Source organism: Carboxylicivirga caseinilyticus, from assembly GCF_050589785.1.
GTDB lineage: Bacteria > Bacteroidota > Bacteroidia > Bacteroidales > Marinilabiliaceae > Carboxylicivirga > Carboxylicivirga caseinilyticus.
The window spans coordinates 26,769-49,223 of sequence record NZ_JBNGOX010000018.1 but is presented as its reverse complement, the minus strand read 5'-3'; the positions used below and the strand labels follow the sequence as shown (position 1 = coordinate 49,223).

The 22,455-nt window shown below is 35.9% G+C and carries 15 protein-coding genes; 13 read left to right on the top strand and 2 right to left on the bottom strand.

Annotation, left to right across the window (positions count from 1 at the left end):
- Positions 1-252: 252 nt before the first annotated feature.
- Positions 253-1,059 carry a universal stress protein gene (locus tag ACRD62_RS10900; protein ID WP_430820142.1) on the top strand — a complete coding sequence of 269 codons (807 nt, stop codon included), beginning with the start codon at positions 253-255 and terminating at the stop codon, positions 1,057-1,059.
- Positions 1,060-1,098: 39 nt separating this feature from the next.
- On the opposite strand, the gene ACRD62_RS10895 is transcribed toward ACRD62_RS10900, so the two are convergent.
- Complete coding sequence (locus ACRD62_RS10895; RefSeq protein ID WP_430820141.1) at positions 1,099-2,811, bottom strand: peptide MFS transporter; 1,713 nt, start codon at positions 2,809-2,811, stop codon at positions 1,099-1,101.
- Between the two features lie 172 nt (positions 2,812-2,983).
- Complete coding sequence (locus ACRD62_RS10890; RefSeq protein ID WP_430820140.1) at positions 2,984-4,492, bottom strand: peptide MFS transporter; 1,509 nt, start codon at positions 4,490-4,492, stop codon at positions 2,984-2,986.
- Between the two features lie 137 nt (positions 4,493-4,629).
- On the opposite strand from ACRD62_RS10890, the gene ACRD62_RS10885 reads away from it, so the two are divergent.
- From ACRD62_RS10885 to folK, 12 genes are all read left to right on the top strand, one after another.
- Complete coding sequence (locus ACRD62_RS10885; protein ID WP_430820139.1) at positions 4,630-6,147, top strand: NAD(P)H-hydrate dehydratase; 1,518 nt, start codon at positions 4,630-4,632, stop codon at positions 6,145-6,147.
- Positions 6,148-6,289: 142 nt separating this feature from the next.
- On the top strand, positions 6,290-7,396 hold the full coding sequence (locus tag ACRD62_RS10880) for a DUF4831 family protein (protein WP_430820138.1): 1,107 nt from the start codon (positions 6,290-6,292) through the stop codon (positions 7,394-7,396).
- Positions 7,397-7,457: 61 nt separating this feature from the next.
- The gene (locus tag ACRD62_RS10875) at positions 7,458-8,918 is read left to right on the top strand and encodes an aminoacyl-histidine dipeptidase (RefSeq protein WP_430820137.1); all 1,461 of its coding nucleotides are present in this window, start codon (positions 7,458-7,460) and stop codon (positions 8,916-8,918) included.
- 566 nt (positions 8,919-9,484) lie between these two features.
- Positions 9,485-12,655, top strand: coding sequence for a SusC/RagA family TonB-linked outer membrane protein (locus tag ACRD62_RS10870; protein ID WP_430820136.1), 3,171 nt, complete (start codon positions 9,485-9,487; stop codon positions 12,653-12,655).
- A 16-nt stretch (positions 12,656-12,671) separates the two neighbouring features.
- Positions 12,672-14,291 carry a RagB/SusD family nutrient uptake outer membrane protein gene (locus tag ACRD62_RS10865; RefSeq protein WP_430820135.1) on the top strand — a complete coding sequence of 540 codons (1,620 nt, stop codon included), beginning with the start codon at positions 12,672-12,674 and terminating at the stop codon, positions 14,289-14,291.
- A gap of 27 nt (positions 14,292-14,318) precedes the next feature.
- Entirely contained in the window at positions 14,319-16,316 is a 1,998-nt protein-coding gene (locus ACRD62_RS10860; RefSeq protein ID WP_430820134.1) for a hypothetical protein, read from the top strand.
- A 293-nt stretch (positions 16,317-16,609) separates the two neighbouring features.
- Positions 16,610-19,690, top strand: a complete 3,081-nt coding sequence (locus ACRD62_RS10855; RefSeq protein ID WP_430820133.1) for a putative Ig domain-containing protein — start codon at positions 16,610-16,612, stop codon at positions 19,688-19,690.
- A 203-nt stretch (positions 19,691-19,893) separates the two neighbouring features.
- A complete protein-coding gene (locus ACRD62_RS10850; protein WP_430820132.1) occupies positions 19,894-20,394 on the top strand; it encodes an RNA polymerase sigma factor in 501 nt (166 codons plus the stop codon).
- Between the two features lie 87 nt (positions 20,395-20,481).
- Positions 20,482-20,943 carry a GAF domain-containing protein gene (locus tag ACRD62_RS10845; protein ID WP_430820131.1) on the top strand — a complete coding sequence of 154 codons (462 nt, stop codon included), beginning with the start codon at positions 20,482-20,484 and terminating at the stop codon, positions 20,941-20,943.
- Positions 20,943-21,662 (top strand): SDR family oxidoreductase, encoded by a 720-nt coding sequence (locus ACRD62_RS10840; protein WP_430820130.1) that lies wholly within the window; start codon positions 20,943-20,945, stop codon positions 21,660-21,662. Before ACRD62_RS10845 ends, ACRD62_RS10840 begins: the two co-directional genes overlap by 1 nt.
- 37 nt (positions 21,663-21,699) lie before the next feature.
- Positions 21,700-22,050, top strand: coding sequence for a FolB domain-containing protein (locus tag ACRD62_RS10835; RefSeq protein ID WP_430820129.1), 351 nt, complete (start codon positions 21,700-21,702; stop codon positions 22,048-22,050).
- Positions 22,051-22,425: a 2-amino-4-hydroxy-6-hydroxymethyldihydropteridine diphosphokinase gene (gene folK / locus ACRD62_RS10830; protein ID WP_430820128.1), complete on the top strand. Its 375-nt coding sequence runs from the start codon at positions 22,051-22,053 to the stop codon at positions 22,423-22,425.
- Positions 22,426-22,455 lie beyond the last annotated feature (30 nt).

The window sequence follows — 22,455 nt, the reverse complement described above, 5'->3', positions numbered from 1 at the left end:
GAGTTACACTTAGTTGATTGATTGATCTTTTTCATTGATGAATCAATGAAATTATTACACTAAAACTCAAACTAATTTCTTTTACAATTCGTATAAATTTATGTAGTGTGCTCAAAAAAGGGTTATACCTTTTATTCTTACCGTTTTATTTATCATAGCCAAAACTCATCGAAAAAGTTCGGATGTGAGTCTTCCTCAGCCAACTGCGGCCATTGTACTTAAAAACTTTTGCAACTATTAAAGTTTTGAATTATGAAAAGGATCTTATTATTGACCGACTTTTCAGATACAGCCAGGAATGCCGCTATATATGCTCTCAAGATGTTTGAAAACGAAAAGGTTTATTTCGACTTATTAAATGCATATGATCTTGAGTTTAGCGGTAGCCCATATATTATGCAGGTAAAAGAAGAGTTGGCACAGGAAAGTCTGAAAGGCTTAAAAAATGAATTGTCTGTTTTACACAGGCGCTTTCCAAATGCTCGGATTGAATTAGCTTCACGTTTTGGTTCTCTGCTGGATGTTGTGAAGAACGAAGTTTCAGATTTTAAACCTGAACTTATTGTTTTGGGTTGTAGAGGAGAAACAGCTCTTGAAAATTTCCTTCTGGGAAGTAATGCTTATGAGGTGGTGAAAAATATTCAGGAAGCCATGTTGGTGGTGCCTAAGCATGCCAAGTTTAAAAAGCCTGAGAATATTGTTTTTGCAACCGATTTAAAGGATGTGAAGTTAGATAACGTGGTTGAACCGTTAAGGGATTTAGCCCAGCATTTCGATGCGGGTATCAGCTTTGTTAATGTGTTGGAGGACGATTACGTTAATCGTATTGATGCTGAAGAGAAAATTGCTGCTCATTTCGAAGGTCTTGATTTAAACTTCAATTTTATTGAAGGGGAAAATATAAGCAGAGGAATTTTGAAGTTTATGGATGAACATGGATGTGATATGGTCACCCTGATTCGCCATAATGAAAGCTTTTTTGATCGTTTGTTCCACCCAAGCACAACAAGGCAAATGGTGTTGCATCCAGAGCATCCAATGCTTATCCTTCATGACTAGGAATAAAAAAGAGGCCGGCGGCCTCTTTTTTATGATATCTTAATTGACATATTCGTTATAAACCCTCTTAAGCCATGGCATTAAAATAAGTATGATTATAAATGCACCAGCTGTAAGTAAAGCATTGGTCAGGAAGAAATATGATTTCTTTTCAAATACATCCCAAAGTCCTGAAAGTACACCTGATAGTTTGTTTCCTATTGCAGTGGACAGAAACCAACCTCCCATCATCAAAGCTGCAATACGCTTGGGTGCTAATTTTGAAACCAGGGATAAACCCATTGGACTCAGGCAAAGCTCTCCGATTGTAATTACGCCATAGACTCCAAATAACCAGGCAACAGAGGCTTTGCTGATTCCGTTTCCGGATGCTATGGCAGCCCAAACCATCACCAGCCAAGATAAAGCTGAGATTAACATACCCCATGCAATTTTTCCTGGTGTGGTAGGTTCTTTTTTGCGTCTTCTTAAAAATCCAAAGAACATTACAACTAATGGAGTTAGTACTACGACAAAAAACGGATTAATGGAAGCTTGTAGTTCTGTAGGCCATAAGTTGATCTTACCATATTTGGGAAGCTCTTGCTTTGGAACCCTGCTCCAATCTTCGTCATTGACATCCCCGGGTTTACCATCAATATTCCCGGTAGGTAAATCTTTGGTGTAATTATCAAAATATGGATTTGGCCCTGTTTTACTTCCTAAATCCTCTCCATGTAATCCTTGCAGTTGTATGGTTCGTGGTACAGTTGATACTTCTTCTACCTTGGCAACAGTATTTATAACTGATTCGGTTATTCCTTTTACTTCTCTAGATGTATTATTTTTTGCCCAGTAGGTTAGTGCTGATCCGTTTTGATGAAATACAGCCCAGAATATGATTACTACTCCAAATACAGCAAGCAAAGCCGCAATGGGTTCGCGCTCTGTTTTTTTGTCAGCAGATTTCCAGGTAGTAAAAAAGAATAATATAACTGGTATGCAGAAGAAAATGAAAGCATCAGTTGAATCAGATCCGAAGATATTGTTTGGAATAAACCATCCTAAAGCAGCAGCTGCAAAGGCTGGCAGGAATAATACACTAAAAATTCTTGCCATAGAAATATCATTCGGACGTTTCGGCGAGATTTTGTCCGCTTCTTTTATTTCAGGGACTCTGGCAAGGCCAATCATGAACCAGATGACTCCGATGATCATACCGATACCTGCAGCAGCAAAAGCCCATCCCCATCCATAAGTAAGTCGCAGATAAGCAGCAACGAAATTACAGACAAAGGCACCAATGTTTATTCCCATATAGAAAATATTGTATCCTGAGTCTTTTAATGATTCATATTCGGGCTTTTCATATAATTTCCCTAGAAGAACCGAAACGTTAGGTTTAAACATGCCGTTACCAAGTATTATTAGTAAAAGGGCAATGTAAAAGGCTATCATTGAGTTTGGAATTGATAATCCAATGTAGCCAGCGGCCATCAATACGCCACCAATTAAAATAGATTTTCGATACCCGATAAACCGGTCTGCTATCAGTCCTCCGAAGAAAGGAGTCAGATACACTAAAGCGAGGTATGTGCCATAAATATCTGCGGCATACATGTTTGTGAACCCTAGTCCGGCGAACTGAGATGAGGTTGGTTCAATCATGTATAAACTAAATATGCCCAGCATTAGGTAATATCCAAAACGTTCCCACATTTCGGTAAAGAAGAGAATCATTAACCCTTTAGGGTGTTTTTGGTTCTTTGCCATAAGTATATGTTTTTAGACGAGATGTTATCTTTTTAAAGTTAGACTATGTCAAACGGAAAAAGTATGATATTTAGCATCTTAACCAAGATTGCATTTTACTTAACTGATGAAAAGATATAAAAAAGCCGGTTTGAATGCTACAAACCGGCTTTAAAATATAATTACAAAACGATTATTTTATACCGTGCATCATCCTCTTTAACCAAGGGGATAAGGCAAAAAGAATAAGGCCTGCAATGAATGATTGAATGGCAATAAACCAGAAAACAGGAATACTTGTATCAAGTACAGATTCTAATTTAAGTGAGATAGCTTTCATCTGAGAGGCAACGAAGTTACCAGCTGCAAAACTACCCATCCAAACGCCCATCATAGTAGATACAAGTTTGGTAGGTGAAAGCTTGGTAACCATTGAAAGCCCAATAGGAGATAAACAAAGTTCTCCAAAAGTATGAATCATAAATACCATAACCAACCAAATAGGACTCACTAAATGGCTTTCAGCTCGTTCAGAGGCAATTGCCATTACAACAAATCCTAATCCTAATAGGATCATTCCCCAAACAAATTTCATTGGAGTATTAGGATTAAGCTTTACCTTGTCTAATCTAGACCATAGAATTGTAAATAAAGGTGCAAATACAACAATGAAAACTGCATTTACACTTTGGAACCATGTTGCTGGTATTTCAAATGAGCCAATCATACGATTGGTATTATCACGAGCAAAAATACTGAAGGTAGTTCCAGCTTGCTCAAATCCTGCCCAGAAGAAGATGTTGAATAATGCCAAAACGATGATTACACTTACCCGGCTCCACTCAGTTTTTCCATTAGTTCCGTTTACAATGTTCAGAGTTAAGTAGATTAAGCCACCTACAGCAGCGATTCCAATAATCCAACTTGAAGCAGCCTCAGGTAAGAAGCTCCACCCCATAATAAAAGCGAATACACCACCTACTATAGATCCAACATAGATAAGAATGCTTACCCAATCTTTTGCAATTAAACGAATGCGTTCCTTTTTAACTGCAGGAGGCATTCCAATTGGACCTAATGTATGACTTCTTAAATAAAACCAAACAGTACCGATAATCATTCCAATACCTGCGGCCATGAAACCATATTGCCAGGCAACCTGCTCTCCAAGTTTACCTGCAATAAGAGGTGAAATACCTGCGCCTATGTTAATACCCATGTAAAATATAGTAAAACCACCGTCTTTTCTTGGGTCCGAATTATCATATAACTCGCCAACCATTGTGGAAATGTTGGGTTTGAAAAATCCGTTTCCTAGTATAAGAACACCTAAACCGATATAAAAAATCATTTGGCGTGATTCAAGGTTCTGAGAAACAGACATTGCACTATATGATAATAGTAATTGTCCAATAGCCATTGTTAGTCCACCTATATAAATAGCCTTTCTTTGACCTAATACTTTATCAGCAAGCATTCCTCCAATAATTGGAGTTACATATACCAAGCCGGTAAATATACCATATATGGTAAATGCGTCAAGTTCTTCCATCCCGAAACCACCTTCAATTAATGTATCTGTTAAGAAATACACTAAAAGGGCTCTCATTCCATAATAACTAAAACGCTCCCACATCTCTGTGGCAAAAAGAGAAGACAAACCTAAAGGGTGTCCAAAAAATGCTCTATCTTTATTACTCATATTATTTAATTTGATGTCAATATTATTTGGTTTAACGTTTTTCAAAACTTACGAATTGACAAATTTAGTTATTAATATCATTTTAAATGATGTGTTTTCTCATTGTATTAGGTTTTTAATCGGATTTTGGTGAAAATATGATAAAAATTTTAAACTCGCTACAAATAAAAGGGGTTGATATTGCAACAATACATAATGAACCAGTTGAATCAATTGATTTGATGGAAAGAGCTTCCAGGGCTTTTTATAACAGGTTTGTAGAGTTGTGTCCAAATTATCCGGTGGTGGTTTTGGCCGGACCAGGAAATAATGGTGGGGATGCATTGGCTGTTGCACGTATGTTATTAGAAGATAAGCGTAAAGTTAGGGTAATAGTTTTTAAAGTTCGGGATAATAAACTCTCAGAAGATGCCAGTATTAATTTGAATCGTTTGATGCAAAACTATTCAGATGTAATTGCAGAGGCTGATGAGCAGGTAAGATTGAATATCACTTCTGAAGAATGGATTATAGATGGCTTATTTGGTAGTGGATTGAATAAACCAGTCACCGGAGTGTATGCGGAGGTTATACAAGAAATAAACAATGCAGATAATCCTGTTGTATCAATTGATGTGCCATCAGGTTTGTATTGTGAGAATAATTCAGATGAGAATTTGCAGACTTGCATTAAAGCTACTTATACAATTACTTTTCAAATACCAAAGCTGGCTTTTTTCTTCTCAGACAATGAGGCGTATGTTGGTAATTGGGAAGTGGTTGACATAGGGTTAAATCAGGAAGCCATAGATAATTCGGATACTTCTTATTATTTGACGGAAGAGTCTGATATTAGTCGACTATTAATAAAGAGAAACCGGTTTGACCATAAAGGAAAATTTGGTCATGCCTTATTGATGTCTGGTTCATATGGTAAAATGGGCGCTGCAGTTCTGGCATCAAAAGCATGCATGAAAACGGGAGTTGGGTTATTAACGACTCACGTCCCTCGATTGGGCTATAATATTATACAAACAGCTGTTCCTGAGGCTATGGCTAGTATTGATCGATCTGATATTTTGATTTCAGAGCATCCTGCATTGGAAGAATTCGATGCCATTGGTATTGGTCCGGGTATTGGTATTAAACCCAATACGATAACCGCTCTTTTTGAACTGATGCAACAATTGAATAATAAGCCATTGGTGCTTGATGCAGATGCCATTAATATTTTGAGTAAAGATCAACGTTGTTATGATGCTATTCCGGAGAGTTCAATTCTTACTCCACATCCGGGCGAATTAGATCGTTTGCTTGGGAAATCAACAAATGCATCTGAACGGTTACAAAAAGCAATTGACTTTGCTAAAGAAAAGCATGTTGTTATAATTCTCAAAGGAGCCAATACAGCTGTTATTAATGCAGATGGAGAATGTTGGTTTAACTCTACTGGAAATGCTGGTATGGCTACTGCTGGAAGTGGGGATGTTTTAACTGGTATAGTTTTGTCATTTCTGGCTCAGAGTTATTCGCCTTTTGATGCAGCTCGGGTTGCTGTTTATGTGCATGGATTATCAGCAGATGAATTTATTAAAACAGCATCAATGGAATCATTGACGGCAAGTGATATAATTGACTGTTTGAATAAGGCATTTTACCGATTTAAGAATAAATAAAAATCGTTTCAATTTATTTAAATAGGCCATTAGCAGTGTGTTGATTGACCTTGGCGTTTCACTTTTTTCGTTTACCTTTGATGTTTGCGACTTTACCCTAATGTAAAATCAGAATATATACTGTTTTGAAAATTATTGAAGAATGAAGAAGTTTTTGTTTGCACTTTCAACAATAGCTCTGCTGGCATCCTGTTCAGGAGAGAAAATGATACCCTCTAAAGTAAATGTGAAGGCCGTTTCAACAATGCAAAATGCAGCATCAAATGCAATTGTTTATAGTTTGCCAACAACTCATTTGAAGATTGCTGTCACTGTTGAGAAGACAATTTATAAAGTAGGTCCATTTTACAGGTATTCTCAAAAGATGTTAAATGTAACAGATGTAATAACTGAAGATAAGGTTGAATGGAAAATTAAGAGTGTTGATATTTCTACCTATGGTTTGCCTGATGCTTCAAAAAGATTTGCCATCAGTTATGAGGGTAACAACGTGGCTCCTCTGTTGAATATTTCAAATGATGGTGTTTTATATGGTATTAATTCAGATGATGAGTTGGATAGTTCTCAATCATTGAAAGATTATACCTACAAACCACTTCCGGAAATGGAAGATATAAACTTTAATGAGATTGCAATGTTAGAAAAACAGCTGGAAAAAACTTCAACAGCTGCTATGGCTCAGGAAGCTGCTAACTTTATTTACAAAATTCGCAAAAGACGTTTTAAAATATTGGCAAGCGATTTTGAGCAATTGCCTCCCGATGGGCAGGCTTATGAAGTTATGATGAAAGAGTTGAATGATTTGGAAAAATCTTTTTTAGAACTCTTTGTTGGGAAAAAAGTAAGTATGACAGAAACCAAAATATTTGATCTGGAGCCAAATAGTTTAAGTGCTGAAAGTGATGTGTTGTTTCGCTTTTCAACAGTAAAAGGTATAGTTGACAAGATGGATGTAAGCGGAACACCTGTTTATATTGAGATTAAAGGATTGGAGCAATCTAAATTACCTGATGCACCATTACCTCCATCAAAAGAAGAGGTTCGTAACGGTTTGTTTTATTGTCAGCCAGGTAAGGTAAATGTTAAGCTAATCGATCGTAACCAGTTGATTAAACAGCAAGAAGTTTATTTAGGACAATATGGACAGGTTGTAAGCCTGCCGTCTTCAATACTGGAAGAAGAAAATGTTTCGATCCGTTTGGATGAAAAGACTGGAGCTCTAAAATCGATAAAGCGTAGTGTAAAATAAGGTATGCTGTTATCTTAATTTGTAGTGATTAATAAATATCCCCCTTATAATAAAGTTTGATATGAGTAACGAAATAGCAGGTTTAACTCCTAAAGGATTATGGGAGAGTTTCTATAAACTGACACAGATACCACGTCCTTCAAAGAAAGAAGGCAAGGCGATTGATTTTATTGAAAATTTTGGAAAGTCATTGGGATTGGAAACTATTCGTGATGAAGTGGGTAATGTAATCATCCGTAAACCGGCGACCCCGGGATTGGAAGATAGAAAAGGCGTTGTTCTTCAGGGACATATTGATATGGTTCCTCAAAAGAATAGCGATAAAAAACATGATTTCGAAAAAGATCCGATTGAAACATATATCGAGGATGGATGGGTTACAGCCAATGGAACAACATTAGGAGCTGACAATGGAATTGGTGTTGCAGCTGCAATGGCAGTGCTTCAAGCCAGCGATATTGAACATGGACCTGTGGAGGCCTTGATTACAATGGATGAGGAGGCTGGAATGACTGGAGCAAATGCACTTAAGCCAGGTCTACTGCAAGGTGATATTCTTCTGAATATGGATTCAGAGGATGAAGGTGAATTGTATGTAGGCTGCGCAGGAGGTACCAATGCAAGTGTTGAGTTCAAATATACCGAAGAGGCTGTTCCAGAAGGTTCTGTTGCATATAGACTAAGTTTAACTGGTTTAAAAGGTGGTCATTCCGGGCTTGATATTAATCGTGGTCGCGGTAATGCCAATAAGTTAATATTTCGGTTTTTGAAATTTGCTGTTGCTAACCTGGATGCTCGTCTGGCATCAATTGATGGGGGTAGTTTGCGTAACGCGATTCCCCGTGAAGCGTTTGCTGTGATTACTCTGCCTTCTGAAAATGCTGATGAATTAATAGAATCCATTGAAGAATTTGAAGAAATTTTTGTGGAAGAATATAAAGGAGCAGAAACAGCTATCTCGTTTACAGCTGAAGTAGCCAGCCTTCCTAATGGAGTTATTCAGGAGTTGGTGCAGGATGACCTGATTAATGCTATTCAGGCATGCCCGAATGGTGTAATCCGATTTAGTAATGATATGGAAGGATTAGTTGAAACATCTACCAATCTTGCCATAGTTAAATCTACAAGCAGTTCTATTGAAGTTAAGTGCTTATTAAGAAGTTCGGTTGATACCGCTAAGGAGGATTTGGAATCAAGTATTGAAAGTACATTCAGGTTAGCTGGTGGGGAAGTAACTTTTGGTGGTCAATATCCAGGTTGGAAACCTAATATGGATTCTCCTATCCTGAGAACCATGCAAGAGGTTTATAATAATATGTGGGGTAAAATTCCTGAGATAAAGGCTATACACGCTGGTTTGGAATGTGGAATATTAGGTAGTGCATACCCTCATTGGGATATGATATCTTTTGGTCCAACAATTAGATTCCCTCACTCTCCTGATGAAAAAGTAAATATTGAAACTGTCTCCAAATTCTGGGATTTCTTAGTTGAAACATTAAAGAGCATTCCAAAAAAGTAAGTCAGTAAGCATGATATATCCAGCCCGTTTACGTGAGTAGATGGGTTTTTTCGTATTAAATTGATGTAGACTTTAATTCAATAGGAGTTTTAAGATGTGTGATATGAGTTTATTGATAATATTTTAAAGATTTTAATTATTGTTTGATTAATAGTTACCCATTTTTTAAGGGGTGTTGTTTTGATTTTTTAGCTATTTATGATTTTTTAGCTATTAAGTTGGGGGTGAATCTTGCAAAACATTTTTTTTAAAAAAAAGGTTATATATTTGAATGTATGGGAATAGCATTGTGAATTTTATTTTTTGAATATTTGTTTTCTAATATATTGAAAATGAGGTGACCAAATGGTCGGTTGTTAAAATAGATAACATATCTAAATTTAACAATACGGGAATAGTAAACATGATATAAGTCATAAAAATGCTAATTGGTCTATGTTTTTAACGCTTCCTTAAGATTGTTAAGGAAAAATATAAAGTTAAAAAATTTTAAAAATTAATACAGAATGTTATTTTTACGTTAGAATTGAATATTTGTCCTATTTATTAATTTAAACCTTTAGTCTATGAAGAAAGTACTTTTTGCACTTTCGTTTATGGTTATGGTAGGTGTGCAAGCTCTTTTAGCACAAACTACCAATATAACCGGTACTGTGACTGATGCTAATGATGGTAGTCCAATACCAGGTGTATCAGTATTTGTAAAAGGAACAACCGTTGGTACGGTTACCCGCCCTGATGGAACATATAGTTTAGCTGTTCCAAATGATGCTACTACTCTTGTTTTTTCTTTTGTGGGTATGACAGCTCAGGAAGTTGAAATTGCTGGACAAACACAAATTAGTGTTGTCATGAGTAGTGATTCAGAAGATATTGATGAAGTTATTGTTGTTGCATACGGTACATCAACCAAAGGGTCTTACACAGGATCTGCAGCAGTGGTTGATGCCGAATCTATTGAGAAACGCCAAGTCTCTAATATTTCGCAGGCCTTGGCAGGTACAGCAGCTGGTGTTCAGGTGTTAAGTAATAATGGTCAGCCTGGAGCAGATGCAACAATACGTATTAGGGGAGTTGGTTCTATTAATGCAGACTCAGATCCATTGTACGTTTTAGACGGTGTTCCTTTTGATGGGGATTTATCATCGATTAACTCTTCTGATATCGAATCGATGACTGTGTTAAAAGATGCAGCTTCAACAGCTCTTTATGGTTCACGAGGAGCTAACGGAATTATCATGATTACAACTAAAAAAGGTAAAGCAGGAAGAGTTGTAGTTAATTTTGATGCAAAGTACGGAATGAACTCTCGTGCCCTTGAAAACTATGATGTGTTAACTAGTCCGCAGAATTATTACGAGAGAGCTTACGAGTCTATTTATTATGCAGGATTAGGTATGAACCTAACACCTGTTGAAGCGAATATTTATGCTAATGAAACTATTACTTCAAATGGTGATGGAGGATTAGGATATCAAGTCTATACAGTTCCTGATGGAGAGAATCTGATTGGGGCTAATGGAAAACTAAATCCTAACGCGACTTTAGGATATAGTGATGGACAGTACTATTATACTCCTGATGATTGGGCTGATGAAACTTTTTTATCAAATCCAAGACAGGAATATAACTTATCTATTTCTGCCGGTTCACAGACTAATTCATTCTATATGTCATTTGGTTATCTAGATGATAGTGGAGTTGTAGATGGATCTGGGTTTTCACGCTTTTCAGGGCGCTTAAAAGGAGATCAAAAAGTGAATGATTGGTTGAAAGTAGGAGCTAATATTAATGTTAATAGCATAGAGAGTAATTATCCTTCGGAGCAAACACAAACCAATTCAAGTGGAAATGCATTCTTTATTGCTAATTACGTTGCACCTATTTATCCAATGTATGTAAGAGATGCCGAGACTATGCAAATTATGCAGAATAATGGTCGTAATTTATATGATTATGGTGATGGTGTGAGTACTAATTTTGATCGTCCATTTATGTCTATTGCCAACCCTGCAGGTGATCTTAAATATAACAAGAGAGATTACATAATGGATGTTGTAAATTCTAATTGGTTTGCTGAGATTTCTCCTGTTGAAGGTCTTATGATCAGTGCTCGTTATGGTTTAAATGTTGATAATACTCGCTATAATGATCTAGGAAATGCATACATGGGTCAAAGTGCAGCCTATGGAGGTACAGCTTGGCAACAAGCATATCGCACTGTAGGGTTTAACCAACAATATGTTGCTAATTATCAATTCTCAATACAAGATGAGCATCAGATAGATATTACTGCTGGTTATGATGGTTATAACTACACATATGAGTATAATTTTGCTTCCGGACAAAATCTTTACAATCCTGAATCTTATTATGTAAGTAATGCTATTGATCAATTACGTGGAGGAGGTAAAAAGGATGAATATGCAACACAAGGTATTTTTACTCGTGTAAATTATTCTTTAAGAGATACATATTTCTTTAATGTTGCTTACCGTCGTGATGCTTCATCACGTTTTCACCCTGATAATCGTTGGGGTAACTTCTATTCAGCAAGTGGAGCTTGGATGATATCTAATGAATCATTTATGAGCTCTTTATCATGGATTGATATGTTGAAATTAAAAGCTTCTTACGGAGAGCAAGGAAATGAGGCAATTGGTAATTATTATGCATATATGGACCAATTTGAAGTAGGTGGAGCAGATGGTGTATTCTCTGATGGTGCATTGGCATACAAAGGTAATCCTGATTTAACTTGGGAAACATCTGTTACTTATAATATTGGTATTGATTTTGCTTTACTAGCCAACCGATTATCTGGTACAGTGGAGTATTTTGGACGTAAATCAAGCGACATGTTATATTATAAGCCTGTGAATCCAAGTGCTGGATTTCCAGAAATTCCAATGAACATTGGTTCTATGACAAATTCAGGTTTAGAAGTTGCTTTAGTATATGACATCATTAAAACAGCCAACTTAAATTGGAATATTAATGCTAATGGTACCTTCATTAAGAATAAAATTAATGAATTACACCCAGATCTTAACGGGAGCTTTGCTGATGGATCAAGATTTTATGAAGAAGGTGAGTCGATGTATCGAATGTATTTAGTAGAATACGCTGGTGTAAGTGAAGAAACTGGAGAAGCAATGTATATGGCCATGGGTGAAGACGGTGTTGAATATGCAACAGCTGATTATGCTTTAGCAAATACTAATAAGAAAGCATCTGATGATTTATTACCTACTGTATATGGTGGTTTTGGAACGACCATTGAAGCATACGGTTTCGATGCTTCTGTACAAGCTTCATATCAACTTGGTGGTCAAATTTACGATTCTGGTTATGCTCGTTTAATGCACGGTGGTTATTCAAGTAGTGCTGGTCAGAATTGGCATAAGGATATCTATAATGCGTGGACACCTGAAAATCAAAGTACTGATGTGCCACGTTTGAATGCTAATGATAGATATACTAATTCTACATCGACACGTTGGTTAACAAGTTCAGATTATTTAAGTCTTAACAATATTACAATTGGATATTCATTACCTAATCATCTTATTAGTAGAGTGAATATTTCAAAAGTTAGGATTTATTTAGCGGCAGAAAATGTTGCTTTGTGGACCAAACGTAAAGGTTTAGATCCTCGTCAGAGTTTTACTACTGCTACAACAGCACGTTATACACCAATTCGTACAATATCAGGAGGTCTTAACTTATCCTTTTAATTTTTAAATGATTGATATGAAAAGAAAATATTTATATACACTATTGGCACCTGTTTTGATGTTTTTTTATGGGTGTGAAGATAGTTTAAATACGGCACCTGAAGGGGATGAGATTACCCAGGGTACAAAAGAGGAGGTTTATGCAAATGATCCTGCCAAAGCTAAAGCTAGTGTAAATTCAATTTTTGCTCAGTTTACACAATACGCACCAAATTATACGGCTCTAGGTGATGTAACTCGCCATAATGATTTCGGTTATCCATCAGTAATGATGTTTACTGATGCAAATGGTGAAGATATGGTAATGGAAGTTATTGGATACAACTGGGCTAATAGTAGTCTTGATTTCTCTGATAGAGAGTTCGACTCTAACGAGGCTCAAATTGTTTGGAATGATATGTATTCAATTATTTATACATGTAATAGTGTGATTGGATCTATTGATGAAGCAACTGAAGAAACTCCTTCACAGTTTTATCTAGCTCAAGGATTAGCTGTTCGTGCTTTTAGCTACTGGAATTTAGCTCAACTATATCAGTTTAACTATAAAGGTAACGAAACAAAACCATGTGTACCTATTGTTACTCATCTTAACGCTAATGAGGTAGCTCTTACAGGTGCTCCTCGAGCAACTGTTCAGGAGGTTTATAATCTGATGTTAGCTGATATTAATTCTGCTATTACACTACTTAGTGCTGCGGAAGAAGCTGAGGAACCTGTTGTACGAGATGATAAGCGTTATGTTAGTCTTGCTGTTGCATATGGTTTAAGAGCTCGTATAAATTTAACCATGCATTATTATGCTGAGGCTGCTGCGGATGCTCAAAGTGCAATTGATGCAAGTGATGCAACTCCAGGTACAATGGAAGATGTGGGTAAACCTACATTTATGTCTGTCACTGAATCCAATTGGATGTGGGGTATCATTATTAATGAAACAGATGGAGTAGTTACTTCTGGTATTGTTAACTGGATTTCACATTTAGGATCTCTTAACTGGGGATATTGTAACTATAATGGTGGAAGACAGATAAGTAAAAAACTTTTTAATACTATTCCTGATACTGATATTCGTAAAGGATGGTTTTTAGATGAAAATGGTGAATCGGCTAATCTAAATGCAGCTCAAGCAGCTCAAATGGAGGAAGTTGGTTATCGTCCATATACACATGTGAAATTTGCTCCCTATAATAATGAAGTGGCTACAACAACTAACTCCAACGATGTTCCATTAATGCGTATAGAGGAAATGTACCTTATTAAAGCTGAAGCTCTTGCTATGAGTGGAGGTGATGGAAAAGGAGAATTGGAGACATTTGTAAAGACTTATCGCGATCCTAGTTATGTATGTAGTGCTAGTAGTCCTGAAGGTATTCAAGAGGAAGTTTATCATCAACGTCGTGTTGAGTTATGGGGTGAAGGTATGAATTGGTTTGATATAATGCGTTTAAATAAAGGAGTAGACAGAAGAGGTGCTGGTTTTATTAATGCATCTGTTATATTTAATATTCCTGCAAATAGTGATATACTTTTATGGAGAATATCAGAACCTGAAATAGAGGCCAATCCATTAATCGGTCATGGAGATAATAATCCTGCTGCACCAGCTCCTGAGCCTGTTGCTGATATTGACTAATTTTGTTTTACTATAAATATTAATTATATGAAGTTTAATAAATTATATATAGCTTTTCTTTTTGCACTATCTACTTTGTTTGTAGGGTGTAGTGAATGGGAAGATAAAGTTACGCCCAGTCCTTCTGCTCCGGAAGGCTGTCAAGGAGTATATTTCCCAACATCAAATCAGGCATTATTTGAATTAGAGCCTAATGATGAAAAGGAATTGACGTTAACAATATCTCGTACCGTATCAACAGGTAGTGTTGATGTACCTATCATTGTTGAAATGAATACAGATGATATATTTGTTGTTCCTGGTTCAATTAGTTTTGCAGATGGAGAAACCGATGTAGAATTTACAATTACATTCCCTACTGCTGCAGAAGGGGTTGCGTATAATTTGAAATTAGCTGTTGAAGGTGACGCGTTTGTAAACCCTTATGCTTCAACAATACCTTATGTTGAAACTTCTGTTTCTCGTATAAAATGGGAAGCTTTAGAAGAACCAATGGTTTATGTAGATGGTACTTTCTCAACTTTTTATGGAGTAAGCATTGTTCCTATGTATGTTGATGTTGAAAAAGCACAATTAGGAGAATCTGTAAGATATAGATTTAAGAATGCTTATAAACCTGCTTCAGGTTCATGGGTTGGAGATGATTGGGTCGCGATACCTGATGCAGACGGTATATATGATGGGTATTATGCAACTTGGCCTGGTGAAATGGATGAAAGTCAAGATTGGTATACAACAATTGAGATATATAATCCTTCAGGTACATCAGGAGATGTATTTATGTCCGCACATGATTTAGGAGTTTCTTGGTCATATGGGATGTTTTCAATTGGGTCTATTTACGGAAATCTTTCTGATGACTTGAGTTCTTATCCGTTAGGAACATTAAGCAATGGTGTAATTACATTTCCGGCTAGCTCTTTATATATAAGTATGGCAGATTATAATGGTGGAGGTGCGAGTGTTTGCTCAACTCCTACATACATCTATCTAACAAAGGAAGCCTATATTGCTGCAAATCTTAAAATTGATGACTATAATGATGTCGAGTATGAAACTATCGAAGGTGAGGTAGGTGAATTTGCTTCTGCTGCATATGGAGATGTGTGGAATCAAACTATTGCTAAAGCCATTGATGCCGACCCCGATAATGTTGATAGTGATTATAAAAATCTATATTATCTTGCTGATTTGTATGCTGGAGGTAAGGGACTTGCTTTTTATTATGAAGAAGAAGGTAGTGTGAAAATACCCGAAAATCAGCCTACTGGTGCTCAATTCATGCAGCAAGATATTTATGTATCTCCAAGTGCAGAAATCGAATCTTCTGTTGAAGTTAATGCAAAAGGTGTTACTGTTTATACTTTAGGATTAACTTTCCATTATGAGGATGGAACCATCTTAGGTGATTTTGCAGAAACATTCTTTTATTCTGAGAATGCTGTTGCCTATACAAAAGAAGACTTTATTGGTGCTTTCACAATGACTGGTGTTAGTCCTTTTGGAGATCCGGATGCAGATGTTGATATTACGATTTCTGAAGGAACAGAAGCGGGTACATTAGCTATTTCTGGTATTGCCTATGCTGGTGATGTGATTGCTACTTATGATAAAGCTACTAGTATGATATCTATTGCTCCACAAGTGTTAGATGATTTTGTTTCTGGTGAAACAGCTTATGATATGACTCTTTATACTTTTGATGGAGGTTCTTATTATACAGATGCACCACTAGTAATGAGATTTAATATGTCAGGTAATATTGTGCCAGATGAAAGTAGTGTTCCAACTGGATATCTGATCCGTAGTGAGACTGCTGGGGGTTGGGTTGATGGTTATTCTGATGTAATGTTTGCACCTGTTATGGAAACTGCATCATCAATGATGGTACCAAATTATAATCTTATTGCTCGTGATTTGGTAAGTGTTGAAAAATCTAGTGCACCTATAAGTAATTTCGAGATTCTAGGGAAACGAAGTTCAAAACAATTAAGAGAGTCTGTTCCTAGTACTGTGATATTCTAAGACGATGATAAGTTAAGATAAAGAAAAGGATGTCGTAAGGCATCCTTTTTTTATAAATTGTTTGCTGAATGTCAATAAGACCAATTTATTTCTCTTTCAAATAAGTCGAACACTCTCCAATTTGGAAAAACTTCACTCACTACCTGACTTAAGGAGTCATAAATATATCAACATTCTTGTTATTAATTAAAGAACTCATTCAAATGAAGTTGTTCATTTGTTAAAGTAGCTGTATTTTTGCAGCCTATTAGACCTTTAAAGCCGTATTTTTTGTTGGCATAAAACCTGTACTTATGAAAAAAATTTATAGAGAGTTGTTAATAGGCCTTTTGATTCTATTTATGATTTCAAACCAGGCTTATTCGCAAATTAGTTTTGGAGGGACTCCTCCAAGTTTTATAAATGGATTGGCGTTACCTAAAATTAACAACATTGATGTTAATTTGAATGTCGAAAAACTTAAAGCAGAAAACCTTTTACGTAAAAAAGAGTCCAATAATCCTCCTTGCATAGCTAGAGCTATATCTGTTTCATTCGATATGGAAAACTCTGGGGAATGGACTCAATTAAGCAATGGTGGCGAAATGTGGCAATTGCGTTTAAAAGCAGAAGGTGCATTAGCCATTCTGTTATCATACGACGATTTCTATATTCCTGAATCAGCCGAACTTTACATTTACAATGCTGACAAAACCCATATCTTAGGGGCTTATACTAATGCAACACATCCGCAATCAGGGGCTTTTTCTACAGAAATGGTTGCTGGCGACGATATTATTCTAGAATATGTATCGCCTTACAACCATAAAGTTCTATTAGATAGTGGAAATTTTGATGGAATTCCTGTGATTTCAATTGACAATATCGGTTATGTTTTCGATAATGTAGTGATCAAGCATTTTCCAAAGAACGCTGTAAGTACCGAGATAGGAGGGTCAGAAGCTTGTATGATCAATATCAACTGCAGTGAAGGAAATGATTGGAAAACGGAGAAAAACGGAGTTTGTCAAATGACAATGTATATTTCAAGTGGATCAGCTCCAGGATGGTACGTTTGTTCTGGAGACTTAATTAACAATACAGCTCAAGATTTAACTCCGTATGTAATCTCAGCTTTTCATTGTTATGAAGGTGCCACAACAGCAGATTTAGCTCGCTGGCAGTTTAGGTTTGGATACGAATCACCAGGGTGTGAAGATAAAGAGCCGCTTCAAACATACACAATAACAGGTTGTTACCTAAAAGCAGCTAGCCCTATAGATGGAGGATCAGATGGCTTGCTTGTTGAGTTAGCAGACGATATCCCTGCCGAATGGTGTGTTTATTACAATGGCTGGGATAGGCGTAATGAAGTTACTCCTGGAGTTGGAGTCGGTATTCATCATCCTGCCGGAGATATTAAAAAGATATCCACTTTTAATACGTATGAGACAGGAACTTGGCCTGGAGAAGTTACTGGGGCAACTAATGCTCACTGGAATTTGCAGTTTATTGCAACTGAGAATGGTCATTCCGTAACAGAAGGAGGATCTTCCGGTTCATCCTTATTCAATAGTAATCATTTGATCATTGGAACTCTAACTGGTGGTAATTCATCTTGTGGAAATTCTGGGGGAAGTAACTATTATGGCAAATTGTGGTACCATTGGGATCAATATGGAACTGATGCTACATCACAGATGAAAACCTGGCTTGATCCACTTAATTTAGGTGTTGAAACTTTAGTAGGGACAGCCTTTAATCCATCAAGCCCACGAATCAGCTTTGATTCTCAAGACGTGACTGTAGAAGGCACAACTACTTTGGGAGTTGCAGGACCAGCTACTACAATCAGTATTGAGGGCCATAATCTTGATAATGAAATTACGGCTTCCATTGAAGGAAATTTTGAAATTTCATTAGACGGAGTTAATTGGACGCAAAGCGCCAATCTACCAAAAGAAGGTGGTTTGCTGTACGTACATTTTATACCAACTGTTATAGGCCATTCAACAGGGCGCATCACATTATCAAACGATTTAACATCTGACTATTATATTAATACAAAGGCATCGAGTTGTCCTGATGTTACGTTTGAAAATCCAGTGTTATCAGCAGCAACATATAATGAAATGTATTCATCAGTTATTACAGTTCTTAATGCAACAACGGAGGTAATTAATTATGTTATTACTGAGGGACAGCTTCCATTAGGAGTAGAGCTTAATTCCTTGACTGGTGAAATTTCAGGTACTCCAATGGAATCTGGAGTATTTGCTTTCACATTGTTAGTAACAGACGATAATGGTTGCTTTGTATCTGCTGATTTCGAATTGGATGTTAACTGCAAACCATTTAGTAGTTTCCCATATACTGAAAGTTTTGAATATGGTTTCCCTTCATGCTGGTCAGAGGAATACGAAACAGGTTCTGTTGGTTGGGTAAATCAAACAGGCGGATACGCAGGGAATGAAAATCCGGATAAAGCCTTTGATGGAGCTTACAATATGGTATTCAGAAGTGAGAATTACGATGGTAATACTACATATCTTGTAACTCCTCAATTTGACATTTCTTTGTTGGCAAATCCAGTTTTATCGTTTGCTCATGCTCAGGCATCGTGGGAAGGAGATCAGGATATATTAACTGTTTATTATAAAATATCTGAAGTTGGAGAATGGAAACAATTGGCCAGTTATACTAAAGATATTCCTGATTGGAAAATTGAAAACATTGCTTTGCCGGAGTTAAGTTCTGAAATATTCATAGGTTTTAAAGCTGAAGCCAATTATGGATATGGCGTTGTTTTAGATAATATAATAATTGGAAGTCCCTCTATCACAGCACGAAAACAGTCTATCTCATTAAGTGATTTTAATTTAATCAATGGGCAACCTGTGGCTGAAATAGGAATTGATGCCTCATTGTTATCAGAAGATATCATAGTGACATGTTCTGCTCCTTTTGCAGTATCATCCGATAATATAAATTGGGACTTGTCTTGTCAATTGAGTAAAGATGGGGGAATTCTTTATATTACATATGACACAGAATACCAAGTTAGTAGTGAATTTGAAATATTACTTCAGAGCGCAGTTACGGAAGAAATCATCAAAGTATTGGATTCTACAACAGGGGTTGACGATATTACTAATGTAGATTCAAGTATTAAAGTAGTAAGTCCATTTTCAGATGAGCTTAAAATTGTTTGGTCATTGGAATTCTCTGGTATTGAAATTACTGATCTTTCAGGTAAAAATGTATATTCTCCTGCTACGATTTCTGGTTTACAATCAATTAACATCCCTACTAGCTCATGGGCACCTGGATTGTATTTTATAAAGATGAAAGGTTATGAAACCATTTACCGAGTAATAAAAGTAATTAAGAAATAGTTTTGACTGAAAAGAGGTTGTATAATAATAACCTCTTTTTGGTTTTTAAGATACTGAAGGATAAGCGAGTAGTGTTGTGTGATGATTTGTTTAACTTTTTTTTAATTCATAAAAACAGATAAAAAGATCCGAAACTATTGCAAGGTGTTTATTTTTGAAGTATATTTGTTCAACAAAACGAACAAAAAATTAAACTCAACAATATGACCGCAAAAAAGTTTGATCAGCAATTGCTAAGCTTACAGGATAAATTGCTTTATTTTGCTTTAAGCTTAACTGCGAATGACGAGGATGCTCGTGATTTACTTCAGGAAACAACCTTAAAGGCACTCACCTATCGTAATCAATTTGTAAATAATACCAACTTTAAGGCATGGGTATTTACAATTATGAAGAATACTTTCATTAATAATTATCGTAGAGATCAAAAGACCCGAAATACTTTTGATAGTACAGAAGATGCAATAAGAGTTGCTTACAAGCATAATTATGCTTCTGAAACACCTGAAAATGTATATTCAGTTAATGAAATGTCGGCGAAGGTAGAAAAACTGGATGACGATTTTAGAATTCCTTTTAAAATGCATACACAAGGTTTTAAATATAAAGAGATAGCTGAAGAGTTGGACTTACCAATTGGTACTGTGAAAAGTAGAATCTTCTTTACAAGAAAGAAACTACAGGAAATGCTAAAAGATAAATAGATATTAATAAGAATTGTTTTAAGAAGCCGATGTTAATTTGTAATTTTCATCGGTTTTTTATTTAATAAAATTAAGGGTAAAGTGTTTATGAAAGCTGAATCGAAAGCAAAACGTTACGAAAGAATATATGAACAAGTTAAAGGATTAATTGATGCAACAACTTATCCAATATCGCGGATGGCAACAATTAATGCGCTTTTGCACCACAAATTTAATTATTACTACTGGACCGGGTTTTATGAACTGGTAAACGGAGATCTGGTGGTTAGTGCATATCAGGGACCTGTAGCATGTTTGAAATTAAAAAAGGATACAGGAGTGTGTTGGGCAGGAATTAATGCGCAGGAAACTGTTATTGTAGAAAATGTTCACGAATTTCCTGGTCATATTGCTTGTTCTTCTGCCAGTAATTCCGAAATTGTAGTTCCAGTAAAGAACCCCAAAGGTGAAACTGTTGCAGTTCTGGATGTTGACAGTAAGGAGTATGCAGCTTTTGATGAAGCTGATAAAGTGGGTCTTGAAAAACTGGTTTCATTAATCTATAGTTAATGGTAAAAACAGCTTTAATAACAGGTGGAGCGAAAAGGCTTGGGAAAAGCATGGCTGAATTTCTTGCTGCTAAAGGTTGGAATGTTATTATTCATGCTAATAATAGTAGTGATGAAGCACAACAATTGGCTCTTGATCTTCATACTAAATATCCAAAACTGAAATTTGAAGCTGTAAAATTTAATTTGTCAGATTGGAAAAATGCAACAGCATTTATAGATGATATATTAAAAAATCATTCGCAAATTGATTTGCTGATTAATAATGCAAGCAAATACTCTCCAGGTAAACTGATAGAGACAAACAAGGACCTATTGGAAGAAATGATGGCGATACATTATTATTCTCCATTATTGTTGTCGAAGCAGTTGGCGGTAAATACGAAGTCCTTCTCAATAGTGAATATTTTGGATTCTGCTATTGTGAATAATAAAACTGATCACAGTGTTTATTTAATGGCAAAAAAGAGTCTGGCTGAATTTACAAAGATGGCTGCCGTTGAATGGGCTCCCAATATCAGAGTTAATGCAATTGCGCCCGGACCAGTCTTACCCGTTGAAGGTAAAAGTCAGGAAGTTTTTAATAATGTTGTAAAGAAAACACCTTTACAAACTCGGGTCGATCTGAATTCAATTCTCTCGACTTTGCATTTTCTGATTGAGAATCATAATGTAACAGGGCAGATAATGTTTTGTGATTCCGGACAACATTTAATCTAGTTTTTGTATTTTAGTATAAGAACGATAATCAAAACCTATGGGAATACTCAAAATAAAAAACTTATTATTAAGAACATGTGTTGGTTTTAATCCGCATGAGATTGGTAAACGTCAGGATATAAATATCAATATTATAATAAAATACAATACTAAAACCGAAGAGCAATCGGATGATCCTAAAGATGCGCTTGATTATCGCGCAATAACTAAAGAAATCATTTCAAAAGTTGAAAACACCCAATTTAATTTAATTGAAGCATTAGGGCGTTTGGTCTTAGATAGTATTATGGCAAACGAAAGAGTTGAATTTGCTGAAGTTGAAATTGATAAACTACATGCTCTCCGATTTTCTGAAAGTGTTTCAATGACTTTATCTCAATCCAGATAAATGATGCATACTGCAATTTTAGGTTTAGGTTCAAATATTAATCCGAATGAAAATATTAATCGGGCTTTGGAATTATTAAAGCGAATTGCAGATGTTAAGAAAATATCTAAAATAATAATTACCAAACCTATTGGTATAACCGATCAGCCTGATTTTCATAATGGTGCAGTATTAATCGACACTATGCATGAAAAAGATATGTTAAAACTTCAGCTAAAAACAATTGAAGATCAACTCGGACGTGATCGTTCACGACCTAAATTTGGCCCAAGAGAAATTGATCTGGACATAGTTGTTTTTGATAACGTGGTTGTTGATGAAGATTATCATCAAAGGGAATTTCTACAAAAAGTTGTTGATAGTATCTGGTTATAGAAAAAAGATTAACAGACGTTATTAATATTA

Coding starts and splice junctions, on each gene's coding strand:
- ACRD62_RS10900 (WP_430820142.1), top strand. CDS start 253: ATGAAAAGGATCTTATTATTGACCGACTTTTCAGATACAGCCAGGAAT.
- ACRD62_RS10895 (WP_430820141.1), bottom strand. CDS start 2,811: ATGGCAAAGAACCAAAAACACCCTAAAGGGTTAATGATTCTCTTCTTT.
- ACRD62_RS10890 (WP_430820140.1), bottom strand. CDS start 4,492: ATGAGTAATAAAGATAGAGCATTTTTTGGACACCCTTTAGGTTTGTCT.
- ACRD62_RS10885 (WP_430820139.1), top strand. CDS start 4,630: ATGATAAAAATTTTAAACTCGCTACAAATAAAAGGGGTTGATATTGCA.
- ACRD62_RS10880 (WP_430820138.1), top strand. CDS start 6,290: ATGAAGAAGTTTTTGTTTGCACTTTCAACAATAGCTCTGCTGGCATCC.
- ACRD62_RS10875 (WP_430820137.1), top strand. CDS start 7,458: ATGAGTAACGAAATAGCAGGTTTAACTCCTAAAGGATTATGGGAGAGT.
- ACRD62_RS10870 (WP_430820136.1), top strand. CDS start 9,485: ATGAAGAAAGTACTTTTTGCACTTTCGTTTATGGTTATGGTAGGTGTG.
- ACRD62_RS10865 (WP_430820135.1), top strand. CDS start 12,672: ATGAAAAGAAAATATTTATATACACTATTGGCACCTGTTTTGATGTTT.
- ACRD62_RS10860 (WP_430820134.1), top strand. CDS start 14,319: ATGAAGTTTAATAAATTATATATAGCTTTTCTTTTTGCACTATCTACT.
- ACRD62_RS10855 (WP_430820133.1), top strand. CDS start 16,610: ATGAAAAAAATTTATAGAGAGTTGTTAATAGGCCTTTTGATTCTATTT.
- ACRD62_RS10850 (WP_430820132.1), top strand. CDS start 19,894: ATGACCGCAAAAAAGTTTGATCAGCAATTGCTAAGCTTACAGGATAAA.
- ACRD62_RS10845 (WP_430820131.1), top strand. CDS start 20,482: ATGAAAGCTGAATCGAAAGCAAAACGTTACGAAAGAATATATGAACAA.
- ACRD62_RS10840 (WP_430820130.1), top strand. CDS start 20,943: ATGGTAAAAACAGCTTTAATAACAGGTGGAGCGAAAAGGCTTGGGAAA.
- ACRD62_RS10835 (WP_430820129.1), top strand. CDS start 21,700: ATGGGAATACTCAAAATAAAAAACTTATTATTAAGAACATGTGTTGGT.
- folK (WP_430820128.1), top strand. CDS start 22,051: ATGATGCATACTGCAATTTTAGGTTTAGGTTCAAATATTAATCCGAAT.